Origin of the sequence: Mycobacterium heckeshornense, assembly GCF_016592155.1 — a bacterium.
Classification (GTDB): domain Bacteria; phylum Actinomycetota; class Actinomycetes; order Mycobacteriales; family Mycobacteriaceae; genus Mycobacterium; species Mycobacterium heckeshornense.
Genome location: NZ_AP024237.1, coordinates 4,308,842 through 4,330,032 on the forward strand (window position 1 = coordinate 4,308,842; position 21,191 = coordinate 4,330,032).

The 21,191-nt window shown below is 68.8% G+C and carries 22 protein-coding genes; 5 read left to right on the forward strand and 17 right to left on the reverse strand.

Features of this window, described 5'->3' with window-relative positions:
- Positions 1–10: 10 nt before the first annotated feature.
- From ccsB to hemL, 6 genes are all read right to left on the reverse strand, one after another.
- A complete protein-coding gene (ccsB, locus tag MHEC_RS20805) occupies positions 11–982 on the reverse strand; it encodes a c-type cytochrome biogenesis protein CcsB (RefSeq protein WP_048889617.1) in 972 nt (323 codons plus the stop codon).
- Complete coding sequence (resB, locus tag MHEC_RS20810; RefSeq protein WP_099868795.1) at positions 979–2,520, reverse strand: cytochrome c biogenesis protein ResB; 1,542 nt, start codon at positions 2,518–2,520, stop codon at positions 979–981. Before resB ends, ccsB begins: the two co-directional genes overlap by 4 nt.
- Before the next feature lie 101 nt (positions 2,521–2,621).
- Positions 2,622–3,401: a cytochrome c biogenesis CcdA family protein gene (locus MHEC_RS20815; protein ID WP_048889615.1), complete on the reverse strand. Its 780-nt coding sequence runs from the start codon at positions 3,399–3,401 to the stop codon at positions 2,622–2,624.
- Positions 3,398–4,012, reverse strand: coding sequence for a TlpA disulfide reductase family protein (locus tag MHEC_RS20820; RefSeq protein WP_048889614.1), 615 nt, complete (start codon positions 4,010–4,012; stop codon positions 3,398–3,400). The genes MHEC_RS20815 and MHEC_RS20820 overlap by 4 nt, the downstream gene beginning before the upstream one ends.
- A 2-nt stretch (positions 4,013–4,014) precedes the next feature.
- A complete protein-coding gene (locus tag MHEC_RS20825) occupies positions 4,015–4,623 on the reverse strand; it encodes a histidine phosphatase family protein (RefSeq protein WP_048889613.1) in 609 nt (202 codons plus the stop codon).
- Positions 4,623–5,954, reverse strand: a complete 1,332-nt coding sequence (gene hemL, locus MHEC_RS20830) for a glutamate-1-semialdehyde 2,1-aminomutase (RefSeq protein ID WP_048889682.1) — start codon at positions 5,952–5,954, stop codon at positions 4,623–4,625. Before hemL ends, MHEC_RS20825 begins: the two co-directional genes overlap by 1 nt.
- Positions 5,955–6,220: 266 nt before the next feature.
- Here hemL and MHEC_RS20835 point away from each other — a divergent pair, with 266 nt between their 5' ends.
- Genes MHEC_RS20835 through MHEC_RS20845 form a run of 3 tightly spaced genes read left to right on the forward strand, consistent with a single transcriptional unit; the run spans position 6,221 to position 8,720 of the window.
- A complete protein-coding gene (locus MHEC_RS20835; protein ID WP_048889612.1) occupies positions 6,221–6,616 on the forward strand; it encodes a nitroreductase family deazaflavin-dependent oxidoreductase in 396 nt (131 codons plus the stop codon).
- 11 nt (positions 6,617–6,627) lie between these two features.
- Positions 6,628–8,037 (forward strand): selenium-binding protein SBP56-related protein, encoded by a 1,410-nt coding sequence (locus tag MHEC_RS20840; RefSeq protein WP_048889611.1) that lies wholly within the window; start codon positions 6,628–6,630, stop codon positions 8,035–8,037.
- 32 nt (positions 8,038–8,069) lie between these two features.
- A complete protein-coding gene (locus tag MHEC_RS20845; protein WP_048889610.1) occupies positions 8,070–8,720 on the forward strand; it encodes a class I SAM-dependent methyltransferase in 651 nt (216 codons plus the stop codon).
- Between the two features lie 11 nt (positions 8,721–8,731).
- Here the strand turns inward: MHEC_RS20845 and MHEC_RS20850 are convergent, their stop codons facing one another.
- Complete coding sequence (locus MHEC_RS20850; protein ID WP_048889609.1) at positions 8,732–9,334, reverse strand: TetR/AcrR family transcriptional regulator; 603 nt, start codon at positions 9,332–9,334, stop codon at positions 8,732–8,734.
- The gene (locus MHEC_RS20855; protein WP_048889608.1) at positions 9,312–10,166 is read right to left on the reverse strand and encodes an oxygenase MpaB family protein; all 855 of its coding nucleotides are present in this window, start codon (positions 10,164–10,166) and stop codon (positions 9,312–9,314) included. Before MHEC_RS20855 ends, MHEC_RS20850 begins: the two co-directional genes overlap by 23 nt.
- A 181-nt stretch (positions 10,167–10,347) precedes the next feature.
- Here MHEC_RS20855 and MHEC_RS20860 point away from each other — a divergent pair, with 181 nt between their 5' ends.
- Both MHEC_RS20860 and MHEC_RS20865 read left to right on the forward strand, forming a co-directional pair.
- Positions 10,348–11,193, forward strand: coding sequence for an alpha/beta hydrolase (locus MHEC_RS20860; protein WP_048889607.1), 846 nt, complete (start codon positions 10,348–10,350; stop codon positions 11,191–11,193).
- A gap of 37 nt (positions 11,194–11,230) precedes the next feature.
- On the forward strand, positions 11,231–13,402 hold the full coding sequence (locus MHEC_RS20865) for an acyltransferase family protein (RefSeq protein WP_048889681.1): 2,172 nt from the start codon (positions 11,231–11,233) through the stop codon (positions 13,400–13,402).
- Between the two features lie 13 nt (positions 13,403–13,415).
- Here MHEC_RS20865 and MHEC_RS20870 read toward each other — a convergent pair whose 3' ends face one another.
- The 9 genes from MHEC_RS20870 to MHEC_RS20910 all read right to left on the reverse strand — a co-directional run bounded on the left by MHEC_RS20870 (position 13,416) and on the right by MHEC_RS20910 (position 21,164).
- Positions 13,416–13,667 carry a hypothetical protein gene (locus tag MHEC_RS20870; RefSeq protein ID WP_048889680.1) on the reverse strand — a complete coding sequence of 84 codons (252 nt, stop codon included), beginning with the start codon at positions 13,665–13,667 and terminating at the stop codon, positions 13,416–13,418.
- On the reverse strand, positions 13,664–14,206 hold the full coding sequence (locus MHEC_RS20875) for a hypothetical protein (RefSeq protein ID WP_048889606.1): 543 nt from the start codon (positions 14,204–14,206) through the stop codon (positions 13,664–13,666). Before MHEC_RS20875 ends, MHEC_RS20870 begins: the two co-directional genes overlap by 4 nt.
- A 409-nt stretch (positions 14,207–14,615) precedes the next feature.
- Positions 14,616–15,128 carry a GNAT family N-acetyltransferase gene (locus MHEC_RS20880; protein WP_048889605.1) on the reverse strand — a complete coding sequence of 171 codons (513 nt, stop codon included), beginning with the start codon at positions 15,126–15,128 and terminating at the stop codon, positions 14,616–14,618.
- A 3-nt stretch (positions 15,129–15,131) separates the two neighbouring features.
- Positions 15,132–15,401, reverse strand: coding sequence for a type II toxin -antitoxin system TacA 1-like antitoxin (locus MHEC_RS20885; protein ID WP_048889604.1), 270 nt, complete (start codon positions 15,399–15,401; stop codon positions 15,132–15,134).
- A gap of 263 nt (positions 15,402–15,664) precedes the next feature.
- Entirely contained in the window at positions 15,665–16,048 is a 384-nt protein-coding gene (locus MHEC_RS20890; RefSeq protein WP_048889679.1) for a hypothetical protein, read from the reverse strand.
- Positions 16,049–16,173: 125 nt separating this feature from the next.
- Positions 16,174–17,154, reverse strand: coding sequence for a porphobilinogen synthase (gene hemB / locus MHEC_RS20895; RefSeq protein WP_048889603.1), 981 nt, complete (start codon positions 17,152–17,154; stop codon positions 16,174–16,176).
- A 3-nt stretch (positions 17,155–17,157) separates the two neighbouring features.
- Positions 17,158–18,810, reverse strand: coding sequence for a bifunctional uroporphyrinogen-III C-methyltransferase/uroporphyrinogen-III synthase (locus tag MHEC_RS20900; protein WP_048889678.1), 1,653 nt, complete (start codon positions 18,808–18,810; stop codon positions 17,158–17,160).
- 40 nt (positions 18,811–18,850) lie between these two features.
- Positions 18,851–19,777 (reverse strand): hydroxymethylbilane synthase, encoded by a 927-nt coding sequence (gene hemC / locus MHEC_RS20905; protein WP_048889677.1) that lies wholly within the window; start codon positions 19,775–19,777, stop codon positions 18,851–18,853.
- A 13-nt stretch (positions 19,778–19,790) separates the two neighbouring features.
- Entirely contained in the window at positions 19,791–21,164 is a 1,374-nt protein-coding gene (locus tag MHEC_RS20910; RefSeq protein ID WP_071700630.1) for a glutamyl-tRNA reductase, read from the reverse strand.
- Between the last annotated feature and the right edge of the window lie 27 nt (positions 21,165–21,191).

Sequence of the window (21,191 nt, forward strand, 5' to 3'; positions counted from 1 at the left end):
CGACGTGTGGTCAGCCCACACCTGCGTACGAGTGCAAACCTACCGTGACCAGGTTAACGAAGAAGAGGTTGAACACCATGGCCACGAACCCGACGGCGTTGATCCACGCCGCCTTCCGGTCACGCCATCCGGCCGTCGACCTGGCGTGCAGGTAGGCCGCGTAGACCATCCACGCGACAAACGACACCGTCTCCTTGGGGTCCCAGCCCCAGTAGCGGCCCCATGCTTGCTCGGCCCAGATCGCGCCGAAGATCACGCCGAAGCCAAACACGGGGAAGGCGAAGATCGTGGTGCGGTAGGCGATGCGGTCCAGGATTTGTGCGTCGGGTAACCGCCGCACGATGCGTGCCAACATGCCCGGGGCATTGGCGTCGCTGAGCCGCGACGTCTTGAGCAGGAACAGAATGCTGGCCACGCCGGCGACCAGGAAAACCCCGGAGCCGAGGCTGACCACCGACACATGGATCGGCAGCCAGTAGGACTGCAGCGCCGGCATCACCGGAGCGGCGTTGGCATAAAGCCAGCGCCCGGACACGGTGAGCAGGATCAGCACCGGCACCAGCAAGAACACCCACAGCGGGCGATGCGCCGAGCGGCGCAACACTACAGCGCCCGCGGCCAGCGCGCACAGACAGGTCAGGTTGATGAACTCGTACATGTTGCCCCAGGGCGCCCGCAGCGTCGCCAACCCGCGCAGCACGATGCAGGCCAGCAACAGCGCGATGCCGACGTAGGCGACCGCCAGACCGCCCCGCCCGATGCGTTCGTCGACGGGGCGACGCGGCGCCGCGTCGATAACGCCGGGGGCGGCGCTGTCACCGGTCACCGCGCCGGCCGTTACCAGCTGCCCGGCGGTGCGGGTGCGGGTGTAGGCGAGTTCGACCGCCAGCAGCAGCAGCGCCACCACCAGCGCGACCACCGCCGAGGTGAATGCCCAGTCGGAGTAGCGGGCCAGTTCCACGTCGACATGCAGGGTGTTCATCTGGAGCCCCTTTCGGAGGCGCCGACCGGCTCATGGGCCGGGTGATTGCCGAATCCGGCCAGCAGCCGGGAGGTCAACCGCTCGAATTCGTCACCCCATCCGGCGTTGTCGGTGCGGGCCAAACCGCCGACCTCGACGTTGACGGTACCGGGGCCCGCGGGGGTGACCCGGATCCATACCCGGCGCCGGCGCACCAGCAGCGACACCAGCAGCCCGGCCATCATCGCGGCGGCGAACACCAGCACCCAGACCTGCCCCGGGTCGTGGGAGACCTGCAGGTTGACGAACGGCACCGCGCCGTCGAAGCGGACGACGGTGCCGTGGTCGATGTCGACTTGCTGGCCGGCGAGCAGGTTCACCCGTTTCACCTTGGTGAGCCGGTGCTGGTCGATGAGCCGGGGATCCAGGCTGTACAGCGACTGCGGCCGGCCGGTGTCGAGGCCGGTGTCGCCGCGATAGATGTCGACGGCCACAGCGGGCGCGATGAGCGCCGGAAAGCTCGACGACAACAGGGTGCCGTCGAGCTGTGCGGTGGGCGCCAGCAGCCCCTGGATCGCGATCTGATGGGTGCGGCGCTCGCCGGGGTCGGGGTAGGAGCCGGCCGGCGGGTCAATGCGGGCCACGCCCGACGACAGCAGCGTCGCCGGGTTGTCCGGCCGCCACTGCACGGTCGAGGTGCGGGTCTGACCGTCCGGGAACGTCACGGTGAAGGTGGGCGCATAGCCGTGGCCTTGCAGGTACAGCCGGTCGCCGCCCAACCGCAGCGGGTGGTTGACCCGCAGCCGGTAGGGCCGCCAACTATTTGTGGTCAGGTCGCGGCCGGTTTGGTAGTCGATGTCGGCCGCGAACGAGGTCGCCTGTCCCGACGGCAGGTAGTGGGCGTGAAAATCGTTGACGCGGACGCAGATCGGACGCAGTGAGGTGCCGTCGACGCGGTTGCCGGCGCGGAAGGTGTCGAACGCCGCCGGGGATGCCGAGCAAAAGCCCGGGCCGCCGTCGGCGATGACAATCACGTTGCCCTCGTAGCCGAACAGCTTGCCGACGGCCACCGCGACCAGCAGGCCCAGCAGCGCGAAGTGGAATACGATGTTGCCGAATTCGCGCAGATAGCCCTTCTCCGCGGAAACCTCTGCGGCCCTTCCTGATTGGCGGATGACCTTGCGCCAGCCGGGCAGCCGGGCGGCCATCGCCTCGGCCACGTCGTCGGGTTCGGCAGTGAGGGTGGCGGCGGCGTGCTTGGGCAGCCGGGCCAGGTTGCGGGGTGCGGGCACCGGGGTGGCCCGCAAGCTGCGGAGGTGCTCGATGGTCCGTGGCGTCAGGCAGCCCACCAGTGACACGAACAACAGCACGTAGATGGCGGTGAACCAGAAGCTGCCGAAGACGTCGAACATCTGCAGTCGATCCAGCCACGGCCCCAGCAGCGGATGCGCGGCCAGATACTCGGCGACCTTGCCGGCGTTGAGCTTTCGCTGCGGCAACAGCGCACCGGGGATCGCGCCCAGGGCCAGCAGGCACAGCAGCACCAGCGCGGTGCCCATCGACGTCAGCGCGCGCCAGCTGTTGCGCGCCTGTGCGAGCAGACGCAAAATCGCCTCAAAACCCAGGGTTTTGGGCGATTTTGCGTCTGCTCGCGGGGCCACTAGACCGGCAACCTCACTTCGGAGACCAACGCGTCGCGCAACCACGCGACGAACTCGTTCCATACGCCGGTGACCAGCGCGGCGCCGACCGCGATCAGCAGCACGCCACCGAAAACCTGGATGGCCCGTGTGTGCCGGCGCAGCCAGCCCAGACCGGCTACGGCTGCCGCTGACCCGAACGCCAGCAACACGAACGGCACGCCGAGTCCCAGGCAGTAGGCGACGATGAGCACGATGCCGCGAATCACGTTGGCGCCCTGGGTGGCCGACGCGACCGCGATCACCCCGGTCAGCGTCGGGCCGAGGCACGGGGTCCAGCCCAGTGCGAACACCGCGCCCAGCAGCGGTGCGCCCGCCACGGTGGGCAGCTGGCGCGGCGCAAGCCGGGCTTGGCGCTGCAGCGCCGGGATCAAGCCGACGAACACCAGCCCCATCACGATGGTGAGTACTCCCCCGGCCCGCTGGAGCACGAGCTGGTTGCTGATCAGCGCGGTGGTCATGCCCAGCACGGCGACGGTGCCGAGCACAAACACCGCGGTGAACCCGGCGACAAACAACGCGGCCGAACCGGCCACCCGCCACCGCGCGGCGGCCGGAGCCTTCGCCGCGCCGGGTGCCGGTTGCTCGCTGACGCCGACCACGGCGGCCAGATACGACAGGTACCCGGGCACCAGCGGCACCACGCACGGCGACGCGAAGGACACCAACCCGGCCAGCATGCATACCGCCAAAGCCGGCACCAGTGGCCCGGCGGCGGCGAGGTGAGCGAGCCCGGTCATTGCGGTCCCGGTGGGGTCTGCTGCTCGGCCGCCACCCGCTGCACCACGGGCTGCAGCTCCTCGGCGAGCAGTTCCCGCAGGAACACGGCCGCGACCCGGTGCCGGCGGTCCAGCACCAGGGTGGAGGGGATGACCGTCGTCGGGTACTTGCCGCCGAACGCGATCATGGTGCGCATCGCCGGGTCGTAAATCGACGGATAGGTCACGCCGCGGTCTGTGACGAAGTCCTGGGCGGCTTGCCGGTTGTTGTCGCGCACGTCGATCCCGAGAAAGCAGACGCCCTGCCTTCGGGTTGCGTCATAGACGCGCTGCAGCTGGCTGACCTCGGCACGGCACGGCCCGCACCACTGTCCCCAAATGTTGATGACGACGACCTTGCCGGGAAAGTCGTTGAGCGACAACGTGTGTGACGGGTCCATCAGGTTCGGCCCGGTCACCGGGCCGGGCCGACCGCGGCGGTCGGGCGGGTCGTAGAAAATGTCGGTTCTGCCGCCGGGGGCGACGAATTCGAAGGTGCCGCCCTGGGCGACCGTCCCGCCATCCAGGGCACCGCTGTGGCAGCCGGCGAGCAACCCGGCCGCCACCGCCGCCGCGATCACCGTCCGCAGCATGCTCAACACCCCGCCGGCTGCCAATACTCCAGGTCGACCAGGCGGTCGCCGTCATAGACCAGGGTGGTGACCGAGGCGATCGCGCACTCCCGCCGACGCGGATCGTGCCAGAGCCGTCTGCCGGTGAGGTGCAGCCGCAGCGTCCAGATCGGCAGTTGGTGGCTGACGCACACCGCTTCGTGGCCGACGGCGCGGGCGCGGGCCTTGTCCACCGCCGTCGTCATCCGGGTCGCGATCTGCTTGTAGGGCTCGCCCCACGACGGGGTGAACGGGTTGCGCAAATGCCACCACACCCGCGGATCCCGCCAGGCGCCATCGCCCGGCGAAATACGCTTTCCTTCAAGGAAATTGGTCGATTCGATCAGGTCGTGGTCGGTGTCGACCGGCAAGTCGTGGCGGGCCGCGATGGGTGCCGCGGTCTCCTGGGCGCGCTCCAACGGCGAGGCGATCACCGCGACGACGTCGTGGTCGGCCAGCGCGTCGGCGACGGCCTGCGCCTGCCGGTTGCCCGTGTCAGACAGGTGGAATTCGGCCAGCCGTCCATACAGGATGCCGCTGGGGTTGTAGACCTCGCCGTGGCGGACCAGGTGGACCTTGGTGTGTTCGGCCATCAGGATTTGGGCTCCTCAGCGGCGCGGGCGGCGGCGTCTGCAGCGGCCGGCAGCGCCTCGGCGATCCGGTCGAATGCGGCGTCGTCAAGCGCGGACGAGACGAACCAGGTCTCGAAGGCGCTGCAGGGCGGATACACACCGGCGTCGAGCAGAGCGTGGAAAAACGGCGGGTACCGCCAGGTCTGGCTGGCCCGCGCCGACGCGAAATCGGTCACCGGTGCGTCGGCGAAAAACACCGACAGCATATTGCCTGCCCGCTGAACCTGATGCGGCACACCGGCGTTGGTCAACGCTTCGGATAGCAGCCCGGCCAGCCGGTCGGCGTTGGCGTCCAGCGCGGCGTACACCGCGTCGTCGGCCGCGCGCAGTGTGGCCAACCCTGCGGCCGTGGCCACCGGGTTACCGGACAGCGTGCCGGCCTGATACACCGGCCCCAGCGGCGCCAGCCGTTGCATCACGTCGGCGCGGCCGCCGAACGCCGCGGCCGGCAGCCCACCGCTCATCACCTTGCCGAACGTGAACAGGTCGGCCGGCACCGGATCGATTCCGTACCAACCGCTTCGGCTGACCCGAAAGCCCGTCATCACCTCGTCGAGAATCAGCAGCGCACCGTGTTCGGCGGTAACGGCCCGTAGCATGGCGTTGAAGCCCGGCGCGGGCGGCACGACACCCATGTTGCCGGGGCTGGCCTCGGTAATTACCGCGGCGATCTCGCCGCCAAACCGCGCAAAGGCCTCACGGACAGCCTCGAAGTCGTTGTACGGCAACACAATTGTGTCGGCCGCCGCGGTGCCGGTGACCCCCGGCGACGACGGCAAGCCCAGTGTCGCAACCCCGGAGCCGGCGTCGGCCAGCAACGCGTCGACGTGGCCGTGGTAGCAGCCGGCGAACTTGACGACCTTGGCGCGGCCGGTGAAGCCGCGGGCCAGGCGGACCGCGCTCATGGTGGCCTCGGTGCCGGAGTTAACCATCCGGATCTGCTCCACCGGTGCCACGCGACTGATGATTTCGCTGGCCAGTTGGGTTTCCGCGGGAGTCGGCGCGCCGAACGACAACCCGTCGGCGGCGGTTTTCTGTACCGCGTCGACCACCGCCGGGTGGGCGTGGCCCAGGATCATCGGGCCCCACGAACAGACCAGGTCGACGTAGCGGTTGCCGTCGGCGTCGGTGAGCCAGCAGCCGCTGGCCCGGGTGATGAACCGGGGTGTGCCACCCACCGCGGTGAACGCCCGCACCGGGGAGTTCACCCCACCGGGCATGACCGCACACGCGGCGTCGAACAGCATCGCCGACCTCGCCGTTTCGGCGGCCACCCGGCCAGTACTACCCACGACGACTAGTGTCCCAGCCGCCGCGCCGGGCTCCACTACGGGGTGTAATAGCCGAATGTCTCCCCGCGCGTCGACACCAGATACCTCGTGGCGCCGACCTCGACCGGGACGACGGGAATGGTTTGTGCCTTTCTGCTGCCGCGCTTGGTCACGGTCAGGGCTGCCAGCTGTTGTCGATGCCGGTGGCCACCGCGATCCGGTTGAACACCTTGACGGTCAACGATGGCGGCTTGAGGTAGGCCATGAGGTAAGAGTTTGATAGCGGCATGCAACTACCGCAACGACTGGCCCGGTTCAACCGGCACGTCACCAACCCGATTCAACGGCTGTGGGCCGGCTGGCTACCGCCCTTCGGGATCCTCGAGCACGTCGGACGGCGCTCCGGCAAGACCTACCGCACCCCGTTGAACGTGTTCAATGCCGATGTCGACGGCAAGCCGGGCGTGGCCATTTTGCTCACCTACGGCCCGGACCGCGACTGGCTGAAAAATCTCAATGCGGCGGGCGGCGGACGGATGCGGCGCAGCGCCAAGACGTTCGGCGTCACCAACCCGCGAAAGGTCAGCCGGGACGTGGCCGCCGAGCACGTCGTCGGCGTCTGGCGGCCGATTTTCGCGCGGTTGCCGTTCGAAGAAGCGGTGCTGCTCACCAAAACCGACTAACCGCAAGGTTCATGGCTTCAATGGATCCGACCTTCTACCGGAGCCCGGGCGCCGCGGTCGCGGCCGCGCCCGAGCGGTTGGCGTATGTGGCGGCATTCGACCCGGCGGGCCAAAAGAACGACGCGATCGCGGTGGTGGACGCCGACCCCGACTCGTCGTCCTACGGCGGGGTGATCGGCTGGGCCGAACTTCCTTCGGCGGGCAACGAACTGCACCACTTCGGGTGGAACGCGTGTTCGAGCGCACTGTGCCACGACGGCCATGCCGGCCACCACCGACTGGAGCGCCGCTATCTCGTCGTTCCCGGCATTCGCTCGTCGCACACTTTTGTGCTCGACACCAAGCCCGACCCACTGCACCCGACGCTGACCCACACCATCGACGCCGGTGAGCTTGCGGCCAAGGCCGGCTATTCGCGCCCGCACACGGTGCATTGCGGGCCCGGCGGCATCTTCATGTCCGCGCTCGGCGGCGCCGACGGCAACGACGGGCCCGGCGGCGTCGCGCTGATAGACCACGACACGTTCGAGGTGATCGGGCCGTGGGAGGTGGACCGCGGACCGCAGTTCTTCGCCTATGACGTCTGGTGGCATCTGCGCCACGACACGCTGGTGACCTCGGAGTGGGCGACCCCGTCGATGCTCGAAAACGGGCTCAACCCCGAGGATCTGCTCGGTCGCAGGTTCGGGCATCACCTGAACTTTTGGAACATGAGCGAGCGCAAGCTCACTCAGCGCATCGACCTGGGCGACCAGCACCAAATGGTGCTCGAACTGCGCCCGGCCCACCGCCCGGACCGGACCTGGGGTTTCGTCGGCGTGGTGATCAGCGTCGAAGACCTGTCGGCCTCGGTGTGGCTGTGGCACAAGGACGGCGAGCAGTGGGCGGTCGACAAGGTCATCACGATCCCGGCCGAGCCCGCCGACCCCGACGCGCTGCCGCCGGCATTAGCGCCGTTCGGTGCGGTGCCGCCGCTGGTCTCCGACATCGACCTCTCCGTCGACGACCGTTGGCTGTATGTATCCTGTTGGGCGACAGGTGAACTCAAGCAATTCGACGTCAGCGACCCATTCCACCCGAAGGAGACGGCGTCGGTGCGGCTCGGCGGGATCGTGCGGCGCCAACCGCATCCGTGCGTGCCAGACATGCCGCTGCGCGGCGGGCCGCAGATGGTGGAGATCAGCCGCGACGGCCGGCGCGTCTACGTCACCAACTCGCTCTACGCCGCGTGGGACGAGGTGTTCTATCCCGGGGGCGTCGGCGCGTGGATGGCCAAACTCGACGCCGACGTCTTTGCCGGCGGTCTGGTGCCCGACGGTCGCTTCTTCCCGCACGGCGACGAGTTTGGTGGGCTGCGGGTGCACCAGACGCGACTGCAGGGCGGTGACGCGTCCAGCGATTCCTACTGCTTCACTAGTTGAGGCTTGCAGGCGCCTGAAACCGAGGAGGCGGCATGGCGGATCTGTCTCAGTTTCAACACCCGCGGTTCGCCCGCATGTACGAGCGGATGAGCGCCGAATCGGAGCGGCGGGGCACGGCTAAGTACCGGGACCGGATGCTGGCCGGCTTGACCGGCCGGGTGATCGAGATCGGCGCGGGCAACGGCATGAACTTCAGCCACTACCCCGGCAAGGTCACCGAGGTGGTGGCGGTTGAACCGGAAAGCTACCTGCGGAGCTTGGCCGAACGGGCCGCCGAGAACGCCCCGGTACGGGTGACCGTGGTCGCCGGTCATGCCACCGCGCTGCCGGTCGAGGACGACGCATTCGACGCGGCGGTGGCCTCGCTGGTGCTGTGCTCAATCTCCGATACCCATGCCGCGCTCAGCGAAATCCGTCGCGTGTTGAAACCGACCGGGCAGCTTCGCTTTTTCGAACACGTCCGGTCGAACAAGCCGTGGTTTGCCCTCCTTCAGGATGCGATAACGCCGTTGCAATCCCGCTTGGGCGGCGGGTGCCATCCCAACCGCGACACCGCCGCGGCGATTCGCGCCGCCGGCTTCGAGATCGACGAACTAGACCGCTTTTACTATGCGCCACTGCGCTTTTACCCCGCCCACGCCCATATCGTCGGCCGGGCGCGGCCTGTCCCCGCACCCCAGTGATCGGTGCGCGTTCAGACCGGCACGGCGCGCAAGGCCGGGGGCAGGCTGGGTAGGAAGTGCCGGGCGGCGAATGCGCGGATCTCGTCGGCGGTCTCGAGGGGTTGTCGACTCGGCAGCAGGAGCACCATTGCCGCGTAACGCAGAATGGTGTCGGCCAGCTCGTCGACCGCCGGTGCGCCGATCCGCTCGGCAAAGCCGTCGGGGAAGATCACCTGCAGCGCGGTGGCCATCCGCTGCACCGCCGCACCGTAGTGCTGGCGGGCCAACTCGAGCATCAGGCCAGGTTCGTCGGCGAGCATCCGAGTCAGCACCCGATGCTGGCGGAACCGCACAATCGACAATGTGAATGCCTCGACATAGTAATTCGATTGGGGTCTGCGGGTTTTCAGTTCCTCGGCGATGCCTGCGAACAGCGCTGCATTCTCCCGGTCGATAACGGCTGCGACCAATTCGTCACGGTTGGCGAATCGGCGGTAGATGGTGGTCCGGCTCACCCGGGCGCGGCGTGCCACATCGTCGAGGGCGACCCGCCGCAGCCCGTGCCGCTCGAACTCGACGACGGCCGCGTCGAGGATCGCTTGGGTGGCGGGATCAGCCGCGGGTGTAACCGGCACGGGCAAACCTGTTGTAGCGCAACCTCATCGGAAGATGGTCCCACAGCAAGTTGACCGGACGCGACCGGCACACCGCGGCGAAGCGCTGATAGCGGCGTTCCTGTCGCTCGCTCCACGGCAGGCCCAGCAACTCTCGGGCCCGTGGCGGCAGCCCGCCGGTGGTCAGGAACGCCGCGACCGGGTTGAACACGATGGCCACGACCCGCCATAGCCACGGCGGCACCGCCTTGGGGCACGGAAAGCCTTTGGTCACGTACCCGACGCCGTATTTGGCGGTCGGGTGCGCGACCACGACTCGATCGAGCATGTCGTTCCAATACCGCTCGAACTCGGCGTAGTCGGCCGGCATGGGTCGCTCGCTGACACCATAGCGGCGATACCACGTCTTGGACTCCAGGTAAATCTGCTCTTTTTCGGCACGGGTGAGCCGCTTGACGAAGGTGTCGGCGAAATAGATCACCTGCTCGACGAAGGTGGCATGGGCCCAGTAATAGGTCTCGGGATCCAGTGCGTGGTAGCGCTTCCCGTCAGGCATCTGGCCCCTGATCTCGTGGTGAAAGTCTCGCACCTGCCGGCCGGGATGGTCGTCGTCGGAGCCGTACACGGTCATAAAGATCGGGGGCAGGGAGCGTTTGACGCGGGCCGCGGTGTCGGTGAAGAACACCGAATGATCGAGCACGCCTTGGCCGAGTTCGGCGAGCATGTTCTGCAACACCGCCGGCCGCGGCCCGATCAAAAACATGCGGTTGTCGCCGAAGTAGCGCCACACCAGCGACTGCGGCCCTAAGGGCAAACCATCCAGGTCATCACCCAGCCGGGACACCTCGATCATTGGGACAGTGTTACATATTTTGCACTTTGTACCAACCCCGGGCGTCGCCGGCACCCGTGCCCCGGCTGGCGGTCGCCTGGCGCCCAACCCCAGCGGTAGCGCTCACGCCGACGGTCACGGTGTCATAACTGACCCGGCGCGCCTTTGTGGGCAACAGTATTCGGCCCGGCATGATCACGCCATGCCACAGCTGACCCGCCGCGCCGCACTGCGTTTGGGCGCTGGAACCGCGGCGGGGGTAGCGGGGGTGTGGGCGCTTAGCGCCTTGCTGGATCCGGGCGAAGGCCGCACTGCGCCCTCACCGTTCGAGCCCGTGGCCGGCACCTCATCGCCGACGCGGCTGTCGGGCTCGTTCGTGTCGGCGGCGCGCGGCGGCATGACGACCAACTGGGTGATCGCGCTGCCACCCGGTCACACCGGGCCGCTGCGCCCGGTGATCGCCCTGCACGGCAAGGACGGCAATGCCAATACCGTGATTGACCTCGGCATCGAAGACGCCCTGGCCCAGCTCGTCAAATCGGGGCGGCCGGGCTTCGCCGTCGTCGGGGTCGACGGGGGCAATACCTACTGGCACCGGCGTGCCTCCGGTGAGGACTCCGGGGCGATGGTGCTCGGCGAGCTGCTGCCGCTGCTGGCCAGCAAAGGGTTGGACACCTCCCGGGTGGCGTTCCTCGGCTGGTCGATGGGCGGCTATGGGGCGCTGCTGCTGGGCGCGCGGCTGGGTCCGGCACGCACAGCTGGGATTTGCGCGGTCAGCCCGGCGTTGTGGACGTCCTACACCGCATCTACCCCGGGGGCGTTCGACAGCTACGACGACTGGGCGCGCAACAACGTGTTCGGCCTGCCCGCTTTGGCGTCGATTCCGATCCGGGTGGACTGCGGCACCAGCGACCGGTTCTGCCCGGCCACCCGGCAATTCGTTGCCCAGCTGCGGACACCGCCATCCGGTGGCTTCTCACCGGGCGGGCATGACGTATCGTTTTGGCGCCAGCAGCTGCCGGGCGAGCTGACCTGGCTCGCGTCTTAGCCGTAGCCGCCGCATGACCGCCTCCGAGGTGGTGACAATGCCGACACTGCCGCATACCAGCACCGTCAGCCCGTGCCACCGGCTCGAGCCGGCGCGGCGGACGCCCAGGCCGGGATTTCGCCTCGACATCGAGGGCCTGCGAGCGGTGGCGGTGCTTGCGGTGGTGGCCTTTCATGCCGGCCTGCCCGGTGTCGGCGGCGGCTACGTCGGCGTCGACGTTTTCTTCGTCATCTCCGGCTTCCTGATCACCGGCATCCTGTGGCGCGAGGTGACCGCGGCGGGCACGATCCGGCTGGGCCGCTTCTACGGGGCGAGGGCTCGCCGGCTGCTGCCGGCCGCGGCCACGGTGGGGGTGGCCACCGCAATAGCGTCGGCGGTGCTGCTGCCGCCGCTGCAGGCCCGCAGCGTCGTCGGCGACGGCATCGCCAGCGCGCTGTATGTGGGCAACTATCGCTTCGCCGTGCACGGCACCGACTACCTGGCCAGCGACACCCCGCCGTCACCGTTTCAGCATTACTGGTCGCTCGGGGTCGAAGAGCAGTTCTATGTGCTGTGGCCGGCGCTGATCATGGCCGCGGCGTGGCTGATCCGGCGTCGTGGCATCCGGGCACCGTGGTGGCTCAACCCGTATCTGGTGGTGCTGGCGGTGCTGGCGGCGGCGTCGTTCACGCTGTCAGTGGCGTGGACTCACCTGTGGCCCCCATGGGCGTTCTTCTCGCTGCCGGCGCGGGCGTGGGAACTGGCCGTCGGGGGACTGGTGGCGCTTTCGGCCGCGCGGTGGCGGCGCCTGCCGGCGCTGCCGGCGGCCATCGCCGGGTGGGGTGGGCTGGCGCTGATCGTGCTGTCCTGCCACCAACTGGGTGCGGCCACCCCCTATCCCGGGACCGCGGCGTTGCTGCCGGTGCTGGGCACGGCTTTGGTCATCGGTGCCGGTTGTGCAAATTGCGGGCTGGGCGTCGGTCGGGTGCTGTCGCTGCCGGGCCTGCGGGCCCTCGGGCGGCTGTCGTACTCGTGGTACCTGTGGCACTGGCCGGTGCTGCTGCTGATGCCGCCGCTGCTGGGGCCGTCTGCCGGATGGGCGGGCCGGCTGGCGGCGGTGATTGTCTCCGCCGGGTTGGCGGTGCTCACCCTGCACCTGGTCGAAAACCCCGGCCGGTTCGCCGCTCCCGTGCGCCGATCGGCGGGCCGCAGCCTCGCCCTCGGCGGTGCTGCCACCGCGGTCGCGGTCTGCGCAGGGGTGCTGCTGCTGGTACTGGTGCCGGTTCCGGTTGGTCGCGGGGTGGCGGCCGCGGCCCCGAAGATCAGCGTGACGCCCCCGCGGTCGGCTAGCCCGGTCGATCCGCGTGATGCCGCGATACGGCAGGGGTTTGCCCAGGCGCAGGCCGCGGTCGCGGCCTCCGCCGACCTCAAAGCGGTGCCATCCAACCTGACCCCGCCGCTCGCCGAGGCGGCGGCCGACAAGCCGGTGGTGTTCGTCAACGGCTGTGTGCGCTCCTGGCGCGAGGTCGGTCAAAGTGAATGCGCGACAGGCGATCTCGCGTCGCCCACGACCGTGGCGTTGATCGGCGACTCGCATGCTGCGATGTGGAGCCCGGCGCTGCAACAGCTCGCCGAGCAACGGCACTGGCGGCTGGAGACGCTGGGCAAGGTGACCTGCCCGTTAATGGATCTGTCGATCACCAGCCCGTATCTGGGCCGTGAGTACACGGAGTGCAAGCAGTGGCGCGCCGACATCATGACGCGGATGCAGGCCGAGCACCCGCGGCTGATCGTGCTGAGTATGTCGCGACGCTACGGCGCGGATTTCGGCTTCACCTCCTATGACCCGGCATGGCTCGACGGCTTGACCCGCACGGTGGCGCAGTTGCGCAGCACTGGTGCGAATGTGCTTGTGCTAGGCCCGATTCCGGACCCCCGTTCGACGGTGCCGACGTGCCTGTCGGCTCACCTCGATGACGCGAGCGCCTGCTCACCGCCGCGGTCGACGGCGGTCAACGACGCCGGGATCGCCGCCGAGCAGTCGGCGACCGCGGCCGGTGGTGGCCGTTACGCGGACCTGACCGCGCTGTTCTGCACCCGCGAGCGCTGCCCGGTCATCGTGGGCAACGACCTGGTTTACCGCGACGACAACCACGTCACCATCGAGTACGCGCACACATTGGCGCCGGTGATCGGCGCGTTGGCCGATCGCGCTTTGGCCGGCCGCTGAACGCTTTTCGTCGTTATTCGTCGCCTCGCCGCGCGCGCCGCAGCCGGGCGGTGCCGGCCACCGCCAACACCCCGGCCGCGGTGGCCAGCAGCAGCGTCAGCAGCAGCAGCGGAGGATGGTAAACCACCGACGTGGTGACGGGCTGTCCGTCCGCGACCGGCGCGACCTGCACGGTGGATCGGGTCTGCGACCAGCTCAGCGCGCAGCCGAGCACCGTGACACCGGCCAGCGCGATTTCCGCGACGGCGCGGGCGCGGGCACTCACCACGTCGACCCGGCGTCGCCGTGATCCGCAGCATCGTCGGGGACATCTGACCCGACCCGCTCCTGCACCAGCGGGGTGAGCGCGGCCCGCAGGTGGCGGTGCCGGCGCGCCCAGGCCTGCGCAATGCGCCCATGGGTGAGCTTGAGCCCGATACCCACTCGGCCGCGCGGTACGCCGACGAGCTCACCGAGTGCGCGCGCCGACTGCCAGCGCTGCAGCGGAAGCCCCGAGTCGGGCGCGTGCTCAGCCTCCGGATAGACCTTGACGATCTCGGCCACGTTGATGGTCTCCGTGCCCTGGCGCAGGGTGTCTTCGGTCAGTTCGACCGAGGTGTGGATGCGGGCAGCCTTGACCTGTATGGCGAGGAACCCGGATACCAGGACCAGAAAAACCATCGGGACCACGATGTTCCAGCCGTAGCCGGCGGATTTTTCGATGAACAGCATGGCCACCGCCGTGACCGGACCGCACAGCACCCAGTACCAGCTGGCCCCGGACTCGTAGAACAACCGCTTGGGTTCACGGTCCGTTGGGGTCATGGACTCATCACCTGGCCTATCCCCTGACATCGTTGGGTCAGCCTAGCGCCAGCGGCGCGAGCCGAATCAGACCACCGCCGCTTACCACCCGGCATGCTGGCGCTCCGGCTGCGCGTGGCGGGACGCACGCACGCGACCAAGGTCGGATTGCTTGGTCGTTTTGACGTCGGCCGCTGACGAAACTTATTGGGAGAAGCAATGATCGAGTCAAGGGGTGTTATTTGAGGCATCTGAGGTGATCCGCATGAGTTGGGCGAATGCACGGGCAGGTGGCGATGCCGACTGGCACCCTCAGAAGCCCGAGGCCAGCTGCAGTCTGCGTGGTACGTGCCACGACGGTGTCGACATCCCTGCGCGAGGGCCAGCGGGGTTCGCACCACTTGCAAAACCCGCCATTCCCCGTTGCCGTTCAGTCGTGCCAGCGCTGGCCAAGTGCCTTAGCCGCTGTGGACACCTTCATCACCAGACGGCGCTGGCGGTTGCGGACGGGGACGAAGTGGTAATGCTCGTAAAACGACTGGGCCTCCTCGTCTATCGCATCAACGACGATAAGCCGTCCTCCGCCGATCTCCGATGCGGCCACTGCTTTCCCGAGTGCGTCCAGGAGTAACTGCTCGCCGTACCCTCGACCATGCAGCGTTGCCTCGATTGCCAGACGGGCGATCAAATATCCGGGTATGCGGGAATAGCCCGCAGCCATCGACGCCGGCACGCCGGCGTCTTTCCGCACGATTTCGGTGGGACAGATGGCGAAGTAGGCGCAGACCTTCGGTTCCCCGTGCGGGGTCCATACGTAGACGTGCGCTATGCCGCTGCTGTCCGCGCGGTGGGCGTGTTCGGCCAGCCAGTTGTTCAGCGGTTCCTTGCCGCAGTCGAACCCTTCCAGGATGTGGTCGTCGTCGAGCCGCGCGGACTCGAACATCGCTCAGCGCCGCTTGAACGCCGCAGGCTTTCGTGCGGCTGCCGCGAGTCGTGGTGCGGCGTCGGCGGCGTCGAGCGAAGACATCAACTTGTCGAACTGTTCAGGCTCCATCACCGTTACCAGCTCTTGGCGCAGGACGTCCTCGGCACGCTGGATCGCGGCTTTGCGGACGAATTCCGAGGTCCGCTCATGCACGACATTGGCGGCTCGCTGGATGCGGTCCAGGGTCGCCTCCTCCGCGCGAAGCTCGAAGCGCTTCGCTTTGACTGCCACGATGACTCCTCCTTAACCAACGACCATAGTGTACGGTGAATGTACGTACGTTGCTACCCTAAACCATACCGTCGCGAGTCAGCGCAACGACCTCCGCGACTCCGCACTCGACCGGTGACCCGCGCAGACCAACTGTGAGCTGCGAAGACGGGCCTCTGAGCACTGGGCGTCAAGCCGGCGCCGGTTGTGCCAACCTCCATCCGAATGAGGGTAGATTCCCGACTTGTCACAAAGCTCAGCTGCCTTTGCCGCCCTGGCCGCGCTCACCTGGTGAAGTAGTTGTGGGCGTCTTTGCGGTGCAACAGCACGATGCCGCCGGCGATCAACACTGAGCCGACGATGCCGCTGACCGCGCAGACCACCGCCACGAGCGGTGGCCAATCACCGGTGAACAACCGGCTGGCAACGTAGACGATGGTCGCCACGCCGCCGCCGGTCAGCAAGGTTCGGGCCCATCGATAACCCGCGCGCATCAGCAGCAGGAAGGTCACCACGATCGTCAGCACGACAGCCGTAAACAACCCGTAGGCCGCGTAAATCACCAGCGAGCCGTGGCCGAGCGGCGAGGCGAGCAGGTCAACGACATAGCCGATGACCAGCAGCGGCAACGCGGTCAGCCATAACCAAAAGCCCGTGTCGACGTCCACCGGCCGGGTCGGCGGCGGCTGCGGCGGGGCGGGCGGCGGCTGCGGCGGGGCGGGCGGTTTCGGCCATCCGGACGGGCCGTCGGGCCAATGCGGCGCCTGGGGCTCCGGCCGCCGCTGCGGCTCGCTCACGACAGCCAGGCCGCCGCCTCGGCGGCCCAGTAGCTCAGCACGATGTCGGCACCCGCGCGCCGGATGCCGGTCAGCGACTCCAGCACGGCCGCACGCCGGTCAATCCACCCCTGGGCGGCCGCCGCCGAGATCATCGCGTACTCCCCCGACACCTGGTAGGCGGCCACCGGCACCGGCGACACCTCGGCCGCGGCGGCGACCACGTCGAGGTAGCCCATCGCCGGTTTGACCATCACGATGTCGGCGCCCTCGTCGAGGTCCAGTTGCACCTCGCGCAGGGCCTCGCGGGCATTGCCCGGCTCCTGCTGGTAGGTGCGGCGATCACCGGACAGACTCGAGCTCACCGCGTCGCGAAACGGCCCGTAGAACGCCGACGCGAATTTGGCCGCATACGCGAGGATCACCACGTCGGTGTGGCCGGCGGCATCCAACCCGTCGCGGATCGCAGCGACCTGGCCGTCCATCATCCCGCTCGGCCCGACCACATGAGCACCCGAGTTAGCCTGCGCCACAGCAAGTTCCACATATCTCGCTAAGGTAGCGTCATTGTCAACCCGCCCTGAGGCGTCGAGCACGCCGCAGTGGCCGTGGTCGGTGAACTCGTCGAGGCAGGTATCAGCCATCAGGACGGTGGCGTCGCCGAGATCCTTCGCCAGATCACGCAGTGCGACATTGAGGATGCCGTCGGGATCGGTTCCCGCCGAGCCGAATGCGTCCTTGTCCTCGTCGCGGGGCACCCCGAACAGCATCAGCCCGCCTACCCCGGCGGCCACCGCTTCGGCTGCCGCGCGCCGCAGCGACTCGCGGCTGTGCTGCACCACGCCGGGCATCGAGGCGACCGGACGGGGTTCGTCGATGCCGTCGGCGACGAACATGGGCAGCACCAAATGCCTTGGCTCCAGCGAGGTTTGTGCAACCAGCCGGCGCATCGCCGGCGTGCAGCGGAGTCGACGCGGACGGTGCCGGGGATAGCCCATCCGTTAGCGCCTGCGGCTCTTCTTGCGTGGCGGTGGCAGTGCGCCCTCGGCGCGCAGCCGGGCGGCGTGCTCGGCCAGGGCGTCGACCAGCGGGCCCACCGCGGCGATCTCTGGCTGCACATCGACCCGCAGGCCGAACTCGGCAGCCGTCTCGGCCGTCTTGGGTCCGATGCAGGCGACGATGGTCCGCGCATGCGGTTTGCCCGCAATGCCTACCAGGTTGCGCACCGTCGAGCTCGACGTAAAGCACACCGCGTCGAAACCACCGGTCTTGATCATCTCGCGGGTTTCCGCTGGCGGCGGTGCCGCACGCACGGTTCGGTAGGCGGTGACATCTTCGATCTCCCAACCTCTTTCGCGTAGACCCTCGGCCAGCGTTTCTGTGGCGATGTCGGCGCGCGGCAGCAGCACCCGGTTCACCGGATCGAAAACGCTGTCGTAGGGCGGAAATTCGTCGAGCAGACCCAGCGAGGACTGTTCGCCGGAGGGCACCAGCTCGGGGCTGACCCCGAACGCGCGCACCCGATCGGCGGTGGCTTCGCCGACGCAGGCGATCTTCACTCCGGAAAACGCGCGGGCGTCGAGCCCGAACTCGCCGAACTTTTCCCACACCGCGCGCACCGCGTTGGTGGAGGTGAACACCACCCACTGGAACCGGCCGTCGACCAGGCCTTTGACGGCGCGTTCCATCTGCGCCGGGCTGCGCGGCGGCTCCACGGCGATGGTCGGCACCTCGATCGGCAGCGCGCCGTAGGACACCAGCCGCTCGCTCATCTCCCCGGCCTGATCCTTGGTCCGGGGCACCAGCACCGTCCAGCCGTAGAGCGGACGGCTCTCCCACCAGTTCAGCTTCGCCCGGTTGGCGACGGTCTTGCCGATGGTCACCACCAGACACCCGGTCAGCGGCCCCGCCGGGTGGGTGGCATCCAAAGCCACCCCGTCGGTCAGCGCATGCAGCGTGGTCTCCACCGACCGCTGCGCGCAGGTGGTACCGGCCGCGGTGACGACGCATGGCGTCGACTCGGCCAGCCCGTAGTCGATCAGGGTGCGCGCCGCGTCGGCCAGGTGTGACGCGGTGGCTTGCAGGATCAGCGGCCCCGGCGCCGCGGCCAGCGCCGCCCAGTCCACGTCGCCGCGCACGTCGGCAACGGTGTGCGCCGAGCCCACCGGCAGGCCCGCGTAGGTCGGCACCGCAGTGGTGGCGGCCAGGCCGGGCACGACCTCGAACTGCAGATGTGCCCGCGCGACGGCGTTGACCTCGGTGATCACCGCGTCCACCGCCAGCGGATCGCCGGCCACCAGCCGCACCACGTCGGCCCCCGAACGGGCCTCGGCGATCAGCGTCTTGGCCACTTCGGCTGGTTCACCCAGCGCGGGGCGGATGTCGGGGCCGACCGACACCACCGCCGCCGCGGTCTCGGTGGCGGCAGCGTCAGCGGCCTCGGTGGCCTCGGCAGCACCGGCGGGCGCCGGCCCCGACACGGGCGGCAGGTCGGTGCCGATCAGCGCCTGCACCGACTCGGGCACATCGGGATCGGTGAACACCAGGGCGGCGTTGGCCAGCACGCTGGCCGCCCGCGTCGTCAACAGGCCCGGATCCCCGGGGCCTGAGCCCACGAACATGATGCGGCCCGGCTTCGGCTTGCGCCCTCGCATGCTCACTGCTACTCCCAGTTGCTTCCTCGCACGGCTGCTCTCAGCGTGCGCCCGACATGAGTTCGCGAGCACCCAGCGCGAACAGTTCCTCGGCCACCGAGAGCCCCAGCTCTCGTGCCCGATCGGGACTGCCGATGCCGGACGCGCGGATCACGTCGGATCCGTCCAGTGCCGCCACGCAGCCGCGCAGCGACAGCTCCTCGAAGACGCGGCCGTCCTCGTCGATGGACTCGACCACCTCGGCCATCGCGCCCACCGGTGCGGTGCAGCCTGCCTCCAGTGCGGCGAGCAGGGCCCGCTCCGCGGTGACCGCCGCGCGGGTGTCGGCGTCGTCGAGCTCCGCCAACAGCGCTGCCAACTCGGTGTCGTCGGCCCGGCACTCGACGGCAAGCGCACCCTGAGCCGGCGCCGGCAACATCTGCACCGGTTCCAGCGTCTCGGTGACGTCGTCGAGGCGACCCAGTCGGGCCAGACCGGCCCGGGCCACCACGACCGCGTCAAGATCACCGCTGCTCACCCTGCTCAACCTGGTATCTAGGTTGCCTCGTAGGGGGCGGATTTCCAAACCGAGACCCAATGCTCTAAGCTGTGCGGCCCGCCGCGGGGATGAGGTGCCCACCACCGAGCCGTGCGGCAACTGCGCCAGCAGCAGCCCGTCGCGGGCCACTACCGCGTCGCGGGGGTCTTCACGCGGGGGTATCGCGGCCACGACGAACCGCGGGTCGTTGGCCGTCGGCAAATCCTTGTGCGAGTGCACCGCGGCGTCGACGCGGCCCGCTACGATGGCCTCCCGCAACGCGGTGGTGAACACACCGACGCCGATGGTCGCGATGGGCTGCGGCGAGCGGTCACCTTCGGTGGTGATGGTCACCAACTCCGCGGGATGATTCCTGGCCACCAGAGCGTCGCGGACGCTACCGGCCTGGGTAGTGGCTAGCCGGCTGCCCCGGGTGCCTATCCGGATCACATCGGCCCAACGGCTACTCGGGGGCCGCGCCGGCACCGTCGGCGTCGGAAATCATTGATATATCCAGCAATTCGCCGGCGGTGGCGACGGCGTCAACCGCGGTCTGGTCGAGTTCGAATAGCTCGCGCAACGCCTCGGCGTAGCTGTCGCCGCCGGGTGCGCTGGCCAGCTGTTTGATCCGCACGGTGGGTGCATGCAGCAGCTTGTCCACGACGCGGCGCACGGTCCGGGCCACCTCGTCGCGCTGGGCGGCATCGAGCCCAGGCAGCCGGTTTTCCAGCCGTAACAACTCGGCCTCGACCACGTCGGCGGCCCGCTGACGCAGCGCGGTCACCGTCGGGGTCACCTCGGCCATCCGCTGCCCGGCCAGATACGCGGCAACTTCGGCGGCGACGATGTGGCGGGCGGCCTCGGCGTCGGCGGCCGCTGCCCGCGCCGACGGCTCACGCTGCACACGCTCCATGTCGATGACCCCGACACCGGGAAGCCCGGCCACCGCCGGGTCGACGTCGCGCGGCATGCCCAGATCGCAGATGACCAGTGGCTGCGAAGTTTCGTCGCGGTGGGCGGCGGCCAGCGCGTGGTAGACGTCGGCCAGCGACACCACCGGACGCACGGCCCCCGTGCAGCTGACCACCACGTCGGCGTCGGCCAGCGCGGCGGGCAACCGGCCCAGATCCAACGCTTCGGCCTTGGTGCCCGACTCACGGACCTTGCGGGCCAGCCGCTGCGCCCGCGGCAGTGACCGGTTGACGACGTGGACGCGCCCGATACCGGCTCGGGTCAAATGCGCCGCCGTCAGCGCGCCCATCGCCCCGGCCCCGATCACCGCCGCGGTCTTGCCCTGCAGGCCGCCCAGCCTCGCGTCGGCCATTTCCAGCGCCACCGACACCACCGAGGCGCCGGCGGCGTCGATCGCGGTTTCGGAGTGCACCCGCTTGCCGACCGCCAGCGCGCGCTGCGCCAGCTCGTGAAGCACCCGTCCGACGGTGCGGTTGGCTTCGGCGGCGGCGTAGGCCCGTCGCACCTGGCCGAGCACCTGCTGCTCGCCGATCACCGCTGAATCCAGGCCGCTGGCCACCGCGAACAAGTGCTCGACGGCGGCTTCGCTGTAGCGGACGTAGGCGTACTTGGTCAGGTCGCCCAGCGACATGCCGGAATGCTCCGAGAGCACCTGGCCGATGACCGCCAGACCCCCGTGAAAGGCGTCGACCACCGCATAGACCTCGACCCGGTTACAGGTGGACAGCATCATCGCCTCGGTCACCAGCGGCGACTGCAACACCTTGTCGACGATCTTGATCTGGTCGGACTCGTCGGTCGACAGTTGTTCCAGAACGGAAACCGGCGCACTGCGGTGCGAAACCCCGAAGAGCAGGACGCTCACGGCAGCATCACCTGGCCTGCTCCCTTG